Source organism: Bacillus sp. EB V-12 (assembly GCF_056158125.1).
Genome location: NZ_JBUXJL010000016.1, coordinates 26,022 through 41,152 on the forward strand (window position 1 = coordinate 26,022; position 15,131 = coordinate 41,152).

Annotated in this window: 12 protein-coding genes and 1 pseudogene; 10 read left to right on the top strand and 3 right to left on the bottom strand. The window is 29.9% G+C overall.

Annotated features, from left to right (window positions below):
- Nucleotides 1-31 precede the first annotated feature (31 nt).
- Together ACZDYH_RS27495 and ACZDYH_RS27500 are read right to left on the bottom strand one after the other, a co-directional pair.
- Nucleotides 32-613, bottom strand: a pseudogene (locus tag ACZDYH_RS27495) (tyrosine-type recombinase/integrase); the annotation flags it as partial.
- A 41-nt stretch (nt 614-654) separates the two neighbouring features.
- Nucleotides 655-957: a hypothetical protein gene (locus tag ACZDYH_RS27500; protein WP_002164368.1), complete on the bottom strand. Its 303-nt coding sequence runs from the start codon at nt 955-957 to the stop codon at nt 655-657.
- Nucleotides 958-1,233: 276 nt separating this feature from the next.
- On the opposite strand from ACZDYH_RS27500, the gene ACZDYH_RS27505 reads away from it, so the two are divergent.
- The 9 genes from ACZDYH_RS27505 to xerS all read left to right on the top strand — a co-directional run bounded on the left by ACZDYH_RS27505 (nt 1,234) and on the right by xerS (nt 11,267).
- Nucleotides 1,234-3,237: a competence protein CoiA family protein gene (locus ACZDYH_RS27505; protein WP_474887633.1), complete on the top strand. Its 2,004-nt coding sequence runs from the start codon at nt 1,234-1,236 to the stop codon at nt 3,235-3,237.
- A gap of 94 nt (nt 3,238-3,331) precedes the next feature.
- The gene (locus tag ACZDYH_RS27510; RefSeq protein WP_474887635.1) at nt 3,332-3,601 is read left to right on the top strand and encodes a hypothetical protein; all 270 of its coding nucleotides are present in this window, start codon (nt 3,332-3,334) and stop codon (nt 3,599-3,601) included.
- Nucleotides 3,602-3,696: 95 nt separating this feature from the next.
- Complete coding sequence (locus ACZDYH_RS27515; RefSeq protein ID WP_474887637.1) at nt 3,697-3,984, top strand: hypothetical protein; 288 nt, start codon at nt 3,697-3,699, stop codon at nt 3,982-3,984.
- A gap of 79 nt (nt 3,985-4,063) precedes the next feature.
- Entirely contained in the window at nt 4,064-4,432 is a 369-nt protein-coding gene (locus ACZDYH_RS27520) for a hypothetical protein (protein WP_474887639.1), read from the top strand.
- Between the two features lie 65 nt (nt 4,433-4,497).
- Nucleotides 4,498-5,268: a DUF6414 family protein gene (locus ACZDYH_RS27525; protein WP_474887641.1), complete on the top strand. Its 771-nt coding sequence runs from the start codon at nt 4,498-4,500 to the stop codon at nt 5,266-5,268.
- A complete protein-coding gene (locus ACZDYH_RS27530) occupies nt 5,265-6,356 on the top strand; it encodes an AAA family ATPase (protein WP_474887643.1) in 1,092 nt (363 codons plus the stop codon). The genes ACZDYH_RS27525 and ACZDYH_RS27530 overlap by 4 nt, the downstream gene beginning before the upstream one ends.
- A 322-nt stretch (nt 6,357-6,678) precedes the next feature.
- The gene (locus tag ACZDYH_RS27535) at nt 6,679-8,727 is read left to right on the top strand and encodes a hypothetical protein (protein WP_474887645.1); all 2,049 of its coding nucleotides are present in this window, start codon (nt 6,679-6,681) and stop codon (nt 8,725-8,727) included.
- 295 nt (nt 8,728-9,022) lie between these two features.
- Nucleotides 9,023-10,000: a hypothetical protein gene (locus ACZDYH_RS27540; RefSeq protein WP_474887647.1), complete on the top strand. Its 978-nt coding sequence runs from the start codon at nt 9,023-9,025 to the stop codon at nt 9,998-10,000.
- Nucleotides 10,001-10,160: 160 nt separating this feature from the next.
- Complete coding sequence (gene xerS / locus ACZDYH_RS27545) at nt 10,161-11,267, top strand: tyrosine recombinase XerS (protein WP_474887649.1); 1,107 nt, start codon at nt 10,161-10,163, stop codon at nt 11,265-11,267.
- Nucleotides 11,268-11,869: 602 nt separating this feature from the next.
- Here xerS and ACZDYH_RS27550 read toward each other — a convergent pair.
- On the bottom strand, nt 11,870-13,471 hold the full coding sequence (locus tag ACZDYH_RS27550) for an S-layer homology domain-containing protein (protein ID WP_474887682.1): 1,602 nt from the start codon (nt 13,469-13,471) through the stop codon (nt 11,870-11,872).
- A gap of 1,281 nt (nt 13,472-14,752) precedes the next feature.
- Here ACZDYH_RS27550 and ACZDYH_RS27555 point away from each other — a divergent pair.
- The gene (locus ACZDYH_RS27555; RefSeq protein WP_474887651.1) at nt 14,753-14,968 is read left to right on the top strand and encodes a spore germination protein; all 216 of its coding nucleotides are present in this window, start codon (nt 14,753-14,755) and stop codon (nt 14,966-14,968) included.
- The last annotated feature ends 163 nt before the right edge of the window (nt 14,969-15,131 follow it).

The following is a 15,131-nucleotide window of genomic DNA, read 5'->3' on the forward strand; positions in this document are numbered from 1 at the left end:
GAAAAAGCATCCTAAATAGGATGCTTTTTCTTTATACAAACTGCTTTTTCTCTAATCGATCAATAGTTTCACGTTTCTTCTTAATATTAATATTTGTATAGATACTAGTAATTTCCACAGAAGTATGGCCGATTTGATCTCGAAGTAATACAAGATCTTTGTTTTCCTTATAATGATTGGTAGCATATGTGTGTCGTAGTTTATGAGGGCTACGCTTCTCATCAAATGCACTTGAATATTTGTCACATAACTTCTGTATAGCTCTAACAGTTAGCTGTGTATATTTCCCTTTATAGTTTGTTACGAAAAGTAAGTCTTCATCTTGAGGGCAGTTATATTTACTAGGACGAACCTTAATGTACTCCTGAATATCATCTAAGCAAGAGCGAGTAGCTAATACGGAAGATCTCTTATTCCCTTTACGCGTCACTTTTACTTTGCCCTGACGGAAGTTTATACTAGATATAGTTAAGACTAGCTACCTCAGAAACTCGAAGTCTAGTCTCTAAAATGAGGTTATAATGGCTATATCTCTTTCTTTATCACGCTGAAAAAAACTATATTTTCGTTGTGATATGCTTTTCAATATTTCTCTGTAATCATTTTCTAAAAAATTGAATAAAATTCCATCTTACTTGGTACTCGTTTAACAGTCTAAATAGATATAATAAAAAAGAGAATAAGTGCAGTAAAAATATGACTAAATATAAATAAAAAACTTTCGTTTGCAATAGAATGGGAGGATCTAGAATTATGACGAATTAATTTTCTCATTATTAGACCATATATCATAGAAACTAAAATGAGTAGAAGTAATAGCGAAACAAATTGCATCCTATTATAATCCATGGATGTTGCAGTAATAATAGCAGGTTTTATAGCGACGAAATATATTGTTAAATATATAAAAAGACTTAGAATACAATATAATGAAAAATTCAACACGTTTCTGTACAAATAAACGCCCCCTTTTTAATAAAACACACATGATAAATTCCCGCCTCTCATAAAAATATCCTAAACCTATCTAATTATTACCATCATGGCAAAATAAAGTTAATCTAAAGTTAATTTTAAACTATTTATCAATAAGAATCAGAAGATAAAAATAAGTAATCATAGAATTTCTATTAATAATTAAATGTATATATTCATAAATTTTAATGCACGAATAGTATTATAATGAATTTAATGGATGGTAATAATATTCCTTTTTGAAAGGGTGTATATTAAATGCAGTATTCTTACATTAAGTATTTTGATGGTTGGGAAAAAATATTTTCTAGTGGTAACTTAATTGAATTTCAGGAGAAAAGTTATATAGAGTTAGATTCCATGATTATAGATAATGAAAAGGAAGCTAAGCTTATTAAAGGAAGAAAAGCTTTATATCAGGCAATATGCCCTATATGCCAAGAAATTATGTCGTTTAATAAAGGATCTAAGGCCGTTAATAAAAATCCATATTTTTTTCATTTAGATAAAGAGCAATGTTTTTCATTTGAATCATTAGCGCATGCTAAAACTAAGAAATATTTATATGAATTATTTAGTAAGGCTGGTTACATCGTAAAAGAAGAGAAAAGACATAAGGACATTTCACGTGCCGACGTAGCGGTAATGCAAACAATTGATGGAAAAGAAGAGCTAAAGTTAGCAATCGAAGTACAAGCGTCTAATATTCGGACTAGTAATATTACGAAGAGAACAAATATATATTTTGAAGAAAATGTACCAACTGCATGGGTGTTAATACTAGATAGTTTCTTTCCACCTAAGGAAAAAGAAGTAAATGGTGAAAAAATATACACGGATAGTTATAGTGGTACAAGAATTAGTAGTTTTAATCCAGAAACAAATTCTTATGAGTATACATATATTTCTCCATTAAAAGAGGAATATTTCTTTATAACAGGGGAAAATAATAAAGCATTTAACTATTTGATGGATGTATACCATGTTATTGTAACTGTTGATCATAATGGCCATGTATTCTTAATTCGAAGAACTCCCGAAAGTTCTAAGCTAAGGGTAGATGCATTGTTAGAGAACCGAGAACATTCAACACAAGATGATATATTTCTGGTTAACCGAATAGCAGAGCCTGACATTGTACCAGTATTATTAGAAACGGAATTATTGCGAGCACCACATAGTGAAAATGATACGAGGCTGAAAAAGAATACTCAATTAAATGAAGGATTTAAAGGTCAAATTCACAGAAGTGATTCTGATCCTACGAATTTAGTAGATGCTGCTATTGAATTTGATAAAGCCCGGCAGATAGAGGAAGCATTAAATAGTATAGAATTAGCGAGAAAAGCAAGAGAAGACATGAAAATAGCCTATACTAACAAACTACTAGAAATAGAACAACAAAAAGCTGAAGAGAGAAGAAGGCAAGAAGAAACATTGGCTGAACAAATGGCAAAGGATTATATGAGCAACTTATATAATCAATATAAAAAGGAATTTAATATGCTAGTAGAACGCTTGGAGACAGAAAAGGTTCAATTTCATTTATCTTCAATCGGTAAGTGGTATTCTTGGTTGAATTATTTAAAAGAAGAGTGCCATAAGTGGTATATAGTCGTAAAAACTATATTTAAAGGATTTCCAACAAGTTTCTTAAGTGATAAGAATGATTATGAAATGTATTTTAATGAGGAACAAAATAGTTATAAAAAATGGATTGAGGGTAGAAGTTTAAATGAGTTTGTAGAGGAATTACAGCAACATTATGAACAGGAAACAAATAATACTAAGGAAAAAATATTTTATCAAAAGCTTTTGACTAAGTATGGACAAAAGTTAGATAAAGTGCAAAAAAAAGAAAAAATACAAAGGGAGCAAGAAGAGCTACGTATCCATCAAGAAAAAATAAAGAAAGAGGAAGAAGAACAAAAACGCATTCAATTACAGAAAGAGCAATTATATAGAAAACAAGAGCTTTTAAACAAAGATTATGATGATATACCACTTTTAACAAAAAATGAAATCGATAATTTTAGAAATAGGTTTTGGGAGGAATACAAATGTATTCCTAAAAAAGAACGCACCGCTTATGAAAAAAAGTATTTTCCTTCAGGACTACCACGGTGGTTTATGAAAGATAAGATTCCCCATGTAGAAAAAGAAATAGAAGCTGAATTAAAAAAGCAAAATAGCAAGAACAAGGAGCATAAAGAAAACTTAAAAGTTAACGATGATGGCTTTATTCAGTTGAATTTATTATAAAAGAAATTTTTGTAGTCAGATGATAACTTATATCTCATTAAACATTATTTCTTTATATTATAATTTAGTAATTATATTTTTTAGGAGGATACATATGAGATTAAATAAAAGTGAAAGAACATTGCCTATATTATTAGCCTATGAAAGAGATGAAAGTGGAAATCTTGCAGTTTGGTGCCCATATTGTGCAACATGGCATCTTCACGGACAAGGAGACGGGCATCGTAGTGCTCATTGTCAAAATAGGAGGAGTCCATTTATAGAAACCGGGTACATTATTAAAAAGGGATCAAAAAAAGATTATGCTTTCGGTAGAACATATTATGATAGTTATGACAAATTAGATTTGAAATATCGTTACTAGAGGGCTTTTCTTTAATTTAAGAATCAATTTATAAGTAATGCCAATAAGTTAGTCTTATATAACCAGATAAGATATTAGAAGGAAGTGGAATTTTAATGGGATATAGTACTCTGTCTCTTGATTTTAAAAATAAAGTAGTTGTCGATAAAACGAAGTGGAAAGAAATATGGGACGATTGTATGGAACCAGATAGTTTTGCTGAGTATGTGTATATAGTAATTGAAAATGCGGCGCGTCGTTATAAATTTAAACATGACTTTGAACCAGAGATATACATGTTTAATTTAAATAGATCTTATAAGGTAAATCTGAGATTGGATAATAAAAAATACATATTGATAATTAATCCCTTTGATGAAAGTCAACTTTTTAATGCAGAATAAGGTTATTATAAGTAACATCTATTAATCAAACTCTATTTCAAATCAATATTAATAGCTTTATTGTTATGGAGGAATTATAGTGCAATCTAAAAAAGAGCATATCTATCATTTTACGAACGTTTTAGATTTTGAATACATCTGTCTTGAGAAGAAGGGGCTTGGTTTTCCAGAACTAGAAGAAGTGATGTTTAATTATGTTCTCTCTATGCCACAAGGAACCATAGAGTTTAAAGAATGTTGGATATCTCGTGAATATGTAGAGGTAGAGGAACTGAGAACAGTCCAAATTACTTTTGAGGACAGTAAAATAAATAAAGCGGTTTGTTTATGGGGATCTAAAAGGAATATAGATGGTAAAGTACTTGCAATGACGATGGATTTTTCAAATTTAGTGACAAAAGAACTGGAGTATGAAATGGATATATTGAAAGTAACGCAAAAGAATTAGTAAATATATTTTATATAATGATAAAATGAAATTGAATAACTTGTAAAAATATAGGGGGAAGTATTTTGATTATTAAAGTTATATATTTTGATGAGCCCTCAGCTGCGGACTTTTTACAAATGTTTTATGGAGGTTCTCTTGTTATCACTGATGAGGGAACAGGTAAATATAGTATTGGTTTTAAGGGCAAAGCATCGGGAGAAATAGGAGCAAATACCAGTTTTTTATCTTTACTCAAGGCTAAAATTTCCATGTCAGCAAGTGGTGAAATGGCAAATTCTAAGGATAGCCTACTAAAAACAACAATTACAAATACAATATTAACAGATTTTGTGAATCTTTCTGAAGAGGATACTGAGAAAAATATAGAGATTTTCAGTGGGTTTAAAGTGAAAGTACCAAATGAGTCTATTACTTTTGCAAAGATGTATACACCTTTTATTAAAATGTTAAAAGAAGGCTCGAAATTTACTGAAGGGTTAGCGGATTATAATTATTTAGAACTTGATGAAATACTTCAGCATGCAAAAGGCTATTATGAGCTATTGGCTACTAATGGGGAAAAGAAAGTTGTTTTTCGTTTTAATATTAATGCTCTTAGAAATGGTTATAATTTGACAGACTTACCTAAAATGAATCTTACATACTATGGGATAGAAGTGGGAGTGTGTAGGGAAGAGGATTTATTATTTGAAAATGAATTCTCTATGAATAAAGATGATTCCCGTGAAACGATATCAATTGAGGAAATATATGATGGCCTAAAAAATGAAGATCCGCATTTATTGAAAATTTATGATATTGTCTTATCTGGAATAGCAGGGGTGAAAGAATGAATTTTGTGATTTATAATGGTCCGACAGAAGAATTTAAAAAGATTATTCCAGAAGATAACGTTATCTCACTTACACCTGTAGTGAGAAAAATGGATCAGCTTTATAGAATGAATGATGTAGTGAAAGAAGAAGAATGTTATAAAACGCTTACAGTATTTACGGATGAATATTCCGGTGTAGCAGATCATTTTATAGAAGGCTTTGTAATTTACATATTAAATTATGCAACATTTTATCAGTTTGAAGAAGTGTATTTGCATAATCCTCCTACAAAAATTGTTGAGCAATTAAATAATCCTCATTTAGGGATTTCTGTGGAGGAAATTGAATTTGAACATCCTAAATTAACAATTGAATCATTAAAAAAAATAAAAGCTGCATTCAGTGAGACAATATTTGGACAAGAGGATGTAAAAAATAAATTATTACAAACTCTTTATCCATTAACTAATGAAGGATCCCATAAGCCAGTAGTCATTATGTTATATGGTCCTTCTGGTGTTGGGAAAACAGAAACTGCTAAATTATTAAATAAAGAGATTTATGACGAGAGGGAATTATTTCGAAAGCAACTTTCGATGTTTCACAACGAAAGTTTTGCTTCTTATGTTTTTGGAGATAAAACTAATTCCTTATCTAAAGATCTAATCGATCGACAAACAAATGTATTATTATTGGATGAGTTTGATAAGGTTTCTCCGATTGTTTATAGTGCTTTTTATCAAATGTTTGATGAAGGAGAGTTCACAGATAAATATTATAATGTTAAATTAAAAAACTCAATTATTATCTGTACATCTAACTTTAATAGTGAAAGAGAGATAGAGGAGCGGGTAGGTAGCGCTATCTTTTCGAGATTTGATAACCTTATTAAATACTCCCATTTGTCTATTGAGGCAAAAAAGAAACTTATAAAGGCTATTTATGATAAAGAGATATCAAAATTTAAAGAAGAGGACAGGAAACTATTAGAAGAGGAAAATATGATTGTTAAAATGGAGAAATTCGTTGATGTTTTTCAAAATGCAAGAGATATACAAAAACATATGAAACATTTACTTGCTTATCCATTAGTTCAAAGATTGTGATCCAACTGTATATTAATTAAATTTCTCATAGATATACTTTATTTAACTTGTTGTCATTATTTTAATTTAGGGGAAAAGGTATTTACTACTGGTAACTTAATGAAATTTCAAATGAAAAATTATAGATAATGATAAATAAGTTAAACATATAAGAGGATGGGAATTAATAATAAACTGTATTTTTCCGTTTTGATTAAGTGCAGGTTTTTTCATTTGATTTACTGGCACATGGTAGTTCTAATAAACCTTTATATGAATTATTTAGGGAAGTTTTATCGTAAAAGAAGTGTTTGAATACGAAATGAAAGGTGGGATTTAATTATTGAAGACGTTAACTAGAAATATGGAAAAGATAATGAAGAACTTAAATCGTGCCTTCAAAAAAAAGGATATAAATACTATAAATATGTATTTGGATCAAGGGTTTGAGATTAGTGGAGTTAAATTTTTTAATATACTAAAAAGTAAGATATATGATATTTTTGGGGAAGATGTAAAAAAAATTGATGATTTTTTAGAGATATTAAAAGATAACCGTTTTATTAGGATGAAATTTTCCAATGAATATTTAGAGTTTTGTAATACTATAAATGTTATATATAAAGAATTTCTACCAATTTATCAAAAATCAAGATTAAAGAAGAAAAAATTGATAAATAACTTAAAAAAGAAAGATCATGTATATATAAAAAGTATTCTATATTATTTTGAACAGATAATTTTTAAACAATATAAAACCACTTTACATGAGAAATGTTTAGAAATCTATAGTCATTTTTTATTTGATATGGATTTGTTAATTACAAGTATAGAGATTTCAGAACAGCCCGAAGTATTTTCCAGTAAAGATATATCCATAAACTTTATAGAAGAGTTAATTGTAGAATACAGTTTACTTATTGAGTTTAGACATAATTTCTTTGATTTACTAAGCGGAAGGTATAACTTATCTCGTAAGAATAATTGCTATATTTTTAAACCCTCTGAAAATAATATTGATATAATTGAAGCTTTATATGAAGCAAATAGAGAACTAAGAAAAATGATTTCTTTACAAAAAAAAGGAGAAATTCTTACTCGTTCATCAATGAAAAAAACAAGTTTAGAATTTATGTATTCAGATTTTGGTTATAAACTCGGTGATAAGTTAAATGATGGCATGCTAATTCAAGATATTTGTAATGTTTGGATTAATATATGTGATTTTGTTAATAAAACTGATTCATCAAAGTCAATGTGGATAAGTATCAAATATGAAGAAATTATTAAAAATGATTTACAAGAAAATATATCAAAAGAAAAATTTTATAAAGTTCTGGAGAACTACTTCGTATCAAATGGAAATAAAAGCGATTTGTATGTATCTCCTATCCAAAAGTATAAGTCTCAATATATGATATTAAATTGGGGAACAGATATTGAAATGACTTACTTATTACATAATGTTATTCCGAAAGTAAAAGATAAACATTTTTACGAGACTACATTATTTAATGATTTAAAAGCTATAAAAAAAATTTTATTTAATAATAATAGTTCGTTTAGAATATTCCCTCAAAGTATTGAATTCAAGGATTTTATAAATGAATCATTTGAAATTGATTTGATGTTCATATATGATCAGACATTATTTATTAGTGAAATCAAACATATTACAAAAAAATTTGACAGTTTACCAACATTAAGAAAATTAAATTATGCATATGATGGAATTATACAAGTAGATTATATTTGTAGAATTATTAAAGAGAATAAAGAGTTATTTATAAACAAATTAAAAAAAGAAAAGAACATTGATTTAGCTGATTTTAAAGAAGTAAAAGGGTTTTTATTAACAAACGAGGCAAAGTTTGGTGGTGTGAAATTTGATCATAACATTCCAATTCTAACTAGAGAAGATTTATGGAGATATTTTGCTCATCCTACTATTTTGAAGCAAGCGAGAAATGCTAATTCATATGAGATAATTAGTTTTATAATTAAACATTGGTGGGATTTTTCAAAAACACCTAGTTTGAAGAGTTTTTTAAATTACTTAGATAATTCTTTTAAAGATAATTTCGCTTACAAAGAATATATTTCCCTCAAGAAAAAGACATTGCATGGTCATGGTTGCCAATTGATTTATCAAAGATATGAGATAGATCTTGAAAAAATAATTTATAATACTAAAAAATATTCTGATTTCAAGTATGCCAAATTGATTCACCAAAAAATACGTGCAACAAGGAATTTTCAAAATAATTTTTATGCACTAAATTTTACTAAAAAAACGTCAGCCAACAACATCAAAGACGTGATAGATATCAGTCATTGGATTGAATTAGCAAATCGTTTTTCTAAATATGAAGACTACTCTAATAGAAGATGAACAATCTTATTAAGAAGTTTAGATTACATTTGTAAAAAGACATAAAAGTAGGAAATAAACATTTAGCGTTAATTTCTAATATAAAAACAAATGGATGCTATTTAAACAATATAGTGAAGTTTAAGGAGCATTCATTTGTTCATGTGCTTTTACAATAACGTCATTGTAAAAAAAGGGGATGATAACTCGAATTATTAATTTTACATTAAATCCGTGTTTAATATACAATTGAATTTATTCAACAAATAATATATAATGTAACCAAAATATACGGTTTGTTGGAGGTAGTATAATTTTGGATTATAAAATGATTGCAAAGATCTATAATATTAACGTTACATCCACTCTAAATAAAGGGAAATTCATTGATGATGATAATATGAGATTATCTAATAGTTTGGCTACATTTAATAGACTTTTTGATAATGAAAAATTTGCTCGTACAATCGGTTTCCTTGAATTTGATTCCTTACTAAATAGTACATATATGTATCAAACCGGAGAATTAAAGCAGCTTCAAGAGACTTTCAAAGATCATCAAATCATGGGTGAAGCAAACTATTATTATATTAATTCTTTTTTAAGAAAAATAGATATATTTATGGTAGCATTATGGTTAGTTAAAGATCATAGTGTAAATATAGAATCAGGATTTATAGGAACTGGTACTAAAGAGGATTTTTATTCTGTTACAAGTAGTAATACTGCATTTTTATCCTCTAAATCAAATGGATTGATTAATGATACTATGTTTTCCATTGAGGAAATAAATAAAGCTATTCATTATTATAAACTTTTACATCCAGAAATTAACCTTAATATTGGGAATCAGATAGCTGATGGTCCATACAAAGTTAAGTCATTAAGAGTACAGCGAGCTTTTTACTTTCTTCAGGCTGCAAGGCATGAAACTGATGTTCCTGTGAAGATAATGAAATATTGTACAATTTTAGAATGTTTATTTACAACTGGTCGTGACGAAATTACACATAAAATTTCGGAGAGATTTGCTAGACTAATGTCTGAACAATTGGAACAAAGAGAGTATTACTTTTCGTTGGTGAAAAAATCTTATGCCATTCGTTCCACTGTAATTCATGGACAGTCTATGTCAGAAAAAAGATATGCAGCTGCTCTCGAACTTGCTATAGAGTTAGATAATGCTATTAGAGAACTATTGTTAAAAATTGTATTGGATAGCGATTTTGAAAAAAAATTCGAACAGAATGAAGAAGGTTTAGAAAAGTGGTTTAGACAATTGATTCTTTCATAAAACGCCACATTTATATGCTTATTATGCAAAAGTATTTTAACTGAATCCTAAATGGAATTTATATTAAAATTGTATTTAATGTAAAATTAGAAAAATTTAGACAAAACAGTGCATTGATTATAAAAAGTCAATGTACTGTTTTGAAGTTTGAGGTGAAAAAATGAGTAATCGAGAAAAGCAAGTATATCAAGCACGTGTAGAACGTCATAAAGAAAAAATGCCCTGGTATATTATTGAATATATTGAGGAGAAAACGAACCTCTCCCCTGCTACTTTGTATGGATACTTAATTGAATATGAAATGTTTTTACAGTGGTTGATCTCCTCTCGCCTTGCTACAGTAGATGGTAAAGTTGTAATGGAAATTCACGAGGTAACAATTGAAACATTGGAACACCTCCCTCTTAAACAAGTAAAAAGGTTTAAAAGCTATTTAGAGAGACAAGGTAACAAAACCAAAGCAGTTATACGGACATTTTCGGCTCTAAAGTCATTATTTAACTACCTAACAAGCAATACTGAGGATGATAATGGAGAATGTTACTTTTATAGAAATGTTATGGCCAAAATGGAAATTCACAAGGAAAAAATCGACGCTGCAGCTAGAGCAAAAGAAATTTCGGAAGTTATTTTTCACAACAATGATGACATTAAATTCATGCGCTTTTTATCTAATGAATATGAGAAAATGTTACAAGAAACCGCACCTGGTAAACTAAGATTTTTTAAACGTGATAAAGAGCGTGATATTGCTATTCTAAGTTTAATCTTGGGTACAGGTCTTCGGGTATCTGAAGCAGCTAGTTTAACTATTTCTAGTATTAATTTTCGTACTCGGTACATCAAAGTTATACGTAAAGGAGATAAAAAATCATCTATTTTAGCTACACAAACCGCTCTAGATGATGTTCAAGAGTATCTTAAAGTACGTGCTAACCGTTATAAGTGCCCTGATGATGAGGATATTCTATTTGTAACCAATTATAAAGGCTCATACGCACAAATTTCTGTTAATGCAATACAAAAGCTTACAGAGAAATATACTAGAGCATTTGACGAAAAAAAGAGCCCTCATAAGTTACGTCATACATATGCGACTAATCATTATAATGAAAATAAAGATTTGGTTCTGTTGGCAAATCAAATGGGTCATAATTCGATGGAAACTACCTCTCTTTATACGAATATTGATGATACTAAACGTCGAGCTGCAATTGAGCGTTTAGAACAACGTCAATTAGAAGAAAATGATGAAATTGATACATGACATGAACTATCTCTCTAAGGGATAAGAATTTCATATGTTAATCTATCTATAGTAAAAAAGCCAATGTATTTTATAAAATACATTGGCTTTTTTACTATAGATAGATTGAAGTGTATATTTTCTGTTCGTTAAGTACACTTTTAACGAATACTTTTGCTTATATTAGTTTGAGGTTGCATAGCAATTTTGTTGAATTCTTCTTCAAAAATAGTGGTATTCGCATGTCTATGATTAGGTTCTTCGGAAGTAGCTGTTACAATAAGAGAATAAAACTTATCGACTCCTATATAGTTATGAACTGGTTCTCTGCCAGTTAAAATGAAATATAGTAGTCTTCCTAAAGAATATATATCACTTTGTTCAGATGCATTATCTACTTGTTTAAATACGATTAATATCTAACTTTAAATTTTTTTCAATTATACTCACCGTATCTCGCCCCTTTTTATCCGAATATTTCAAACGCTCTTCCATTTTATCTTTTTTATTGGCAGGTAAAAAAGGGGCCAGACACAAAAACAGGTTGTGGAGAAAGTCTTCTTCACAACCTGAGAGTAAGTTATATATCCAAATATGACCTGTTCTTTTAACTATTAAGTCTTTTATAATCTGTTATAGTTGATATAACTAGAGTCATAATAAATCCACTGCCCTGTTCCAATTCTTAGCCAGCCGTTCTTTTCTTCATATACTGTAACTTTTTCACCTTTACTTGTCTTTCTAACAATAGAATAGTTTGTACCTGATCCGCTTCGAACATTTACTCCAATACCATTAATTTGAGCCGTTCCAATTCCATTTTGAATATTACCATTTTCAATTACTTGAAGCATGTTTAGAATGAATGTTGCTGTTTCACCACGAGTTGTTGTTCCTTTAGGAACGTATTGATTGTCACCCTTACCTTTTACAATACCTAAGCCATACAATCTTTGTACGTCTTCTTTATAGCTAATTTGGTCTTTGTCTGAGAATGGTAAGTTTGTAACTGGCCCCCGTATACCTTTATACTGTAAAGCCTTGTTTACAATAATTGCTGATTCTTCTCTTGTAATAGGTGTGTTTGGGTCAAAATAACCATCTCCTCTACCTTGAATAATACCTGCACTTGCAGTACGTTTAATACCATCTCGTAAAGTTGAATTTGCATCGTTTAGGTCTTTAAATGAAGCATCTCCAGCTGGCAGGTTTAGAGATTTAGAGATTAATTGAGAAAATTCGGCTCTTGTTATCGCTCTATTAGGTGCGAAAACCCCGTTTCCTTCTCCTACCATAATACCCCTTCTATTCAAATCACGAATAGCTGACTCATACCAACCTCCTGTTATATCGTCTGTTGGTTGATTAAATTTATTATAATAACTTTCAACACCATTTACGAATGGAACCCATTGTCCACTTTTTATCATAATAGCAGGACAGTTTTTACCACTCCATCTTTGGTGTTTTACGATGTTATTTAATGGTACACCCGTTTCTTTCATTAAATACGCTACAAGTTTCTTAGCGTTATTTACTGCCTTATTGTAGTCACCATCCCTGTTAACTGCAATTTCAATTGCAATGGATTCCCTATTACCTGGACCATCACCGTCTCCAGCGTGCCATCCGTTCTCGTTTAATGGTAGGTGTTGATAAATCTCTTTATCATCTACTGTAAAATGCCATGATGCAGATCGGTCTGTGTTCCCTACCGCTTGGTTATATAGGTATTGAGCGTGGTTTTTAGCACCTGCTCCTACACTTGTATTATCAGTCTCATGAATTGTAATGTACTTTGGACTCATGTAGTTTTGAGGACGAATATTATCGTTACCTACTGGAACAATCCATTCAGTGAATGGAACACCGTTTATTGTACTAGAGGTTCTAGATGTTGTGGAAGATAGACTACGTTTTATTCTGTTTGAATTGCTAGGAACAGTTAATGTACCTGTTTCTTCATGAATACCTTCTGAACGTTGAAGACTGTCTGTTTTCTTATTGTCGACAGTACCTCCACCACGTCCGTCTACCCCTTCAAAACTAGCTTCAATACTTTTTAAAGCCTGTTCATCTGATGTTGTTTTACTTTGTTCCTGAATACTTGTAGGTTGCTTATTGTTTACTGATTGTTGTTCCTCTGCAAACGATACCAATGGTGAAGATAATACTGTTAATCCTGCCGTGAATGCTACTACTTTTTTATTAAATTTAATATTCATTTCTAATTTGGTATATCTCACTATTATAATAGATACACCTTCCTCCTTGTACTTCTTTTAGTGTAAATAATAGTTTAAATGCTGGTAGCCTGAACCCAAAAAATAACGGCTTGATTTTTCATTTCATATGGGGGTCCCACCACATGCCCATCAAGCTGAAATTTCGTTTTGGGGTAATTCTGCAATCTAAAAATTTATTGCAAGTTGGTAGATATGTTATTTGAGTAGTTAAGTTCTAAGAAATATGACCTAGTTTAAAGGATAAATACATTGAGTTGGTATTGTTACTATATTGCAAAAAAATAATAGTTTACTAAATTAAACTATTGTTTCGAAAAGAATCCACGGTCATACACTTATTGTAAGAAACTATTTAATATATTTAACAACATTGTGTAACAAGTATAGTTACTTATATATACGAGTGTCAACCGAAAAAATCTTACATTTTTGTAAGATAAGTAGGTTAATAATATAGTAAATAATTATTATATAAACTAAATAATTTTGTATTTATAATAAAGTAGTTCATAAACAAATATAAAGTAACTTCATCTATATCCGCGGATACTACATTTATCTTTTTGTTACTATGATTTATGTAAAAAGTATCTACATCTTTAAGTGAAACCACTTGAATGCCTTCACCTTCCGAATGTGCCGTACAGGCACTTAATGACCATAAAGTTTTTCATTTATTAGGTTTAATTGTAAAACCAGTACTTAAAGCTTTATCTAAAAGTAAATTTGAAATCCCATAAAAATAAAAATCCCCTTCTGCAAATGGGTGCAAAAGAGGATTTTTTAAATTATTCTATTCGTTCTACAGACACTACTCATAGATAAATAAGAAACGGTGTATATTTACACTAACATTTATAAATTCAAAAATCAAGATATAATTATCTACCTATAGGATCAGATAACATTTTTTGTTCATAAAAATCCTCTTTTGCTTTATTTTAAAATCTGATATGGATGGTGAGATTTCCACACCAACAGAGAGGGGCTTTGAAATGGCTTATATCCTTTGGTATAAAACAATTGGTACTAGCTCAACCTGACGGCTTTCATTCCTACTTTCAATCAATCCGTTGTTGTTATCAAATTGATGACTCTCTCATTTCGTGTTTACACACTTATAAGGAAATGTGTCGCGCAAAAGATTATTTTATTAAACTCTTCACGAGTAATAACTTTGAAGTCTTAGATCGAAATGAACCTCTAGACGAATACACCATATGCTAATTCAAATACCTTCTAGGAAAGTAGGTGAGTACTATGCCTTCTGTTGTTGGAAATCTCGTCGTTCAAAACAGTAATGGCGCTTTCAATCTAGGGGATTTATATAACGTATCTCCGAAAGAAAATACGAAAGCTTATAATGGATCTGGCGCTTCCAATGTTGGATTTGTCGTAAATACTTTTAACTGTGTTAGCGCGACAAACACATTTGATGCTGATGTTGCAGACCAAAACCAAGTTGGAACAGCCTAAATTTATCGTTTTCCGACAGAAGACTCCTTCCTCAAAAATGTGAAGGTGTGAAACACCAATTTTAGGTGGGAGATGCATGTCGGTTGGCACAAGCCAACATATTTGCTATCATTTACTTGTACAGATTGCTCTTCGAAAACTGAAGATATGAGGTTGGTTGCAG

Coding starts and splice junctions, on each gene's coding strand:
- ACZDYH_RS27555 (WP_474887651.1), top strand. CDS start 14,753: ATGCCTTCTGTTGTTGGAAATCTCGTCGTTCAAAACAGTAATGGCGCT.
- xerS (WP_474887649.1), top strand. CDS start 10,161: ATGAGTAATCGAGAAAAGCAAGTATATCAAGCACGTGTAGAACGTCAT.
- ACZDYH_RS27505 (WP_474887633.1), top strand. CDS start 1,234: ATGCAGTATTCTTACATTAAGTATTTTGATGGTTGGGAAAAAATATTT.
- ACZDYH_RS27515 (WP_474887637.1), top strand. CDS start 3,697: ATGGGATATAGTACTCTGTCTCTTGATTTTAAAAATAAAGTAGTTGTC.
- ACZDYH_RS27510 (WP_474887635.1), top strand. CDS start 3,332: ATGAGATTAAATAAAAGTGAAAGAACATTGCCTATATTATTAGCCTAT.
- ACZDYH_RS27530 (WP_474887643.1), top strand. CDS start 5,265: ATGAATTTTGTGATTTATAATGGTCCGACAGAAGAATTTAAAAAGATT.
- ACZDYH_RS27550 (WP_474887682.1), bottom strand. CDS start 13,471: ATGAATATTAAATTTAATAAAAAAGTAGTAGCATTCACGGCAGGATTA.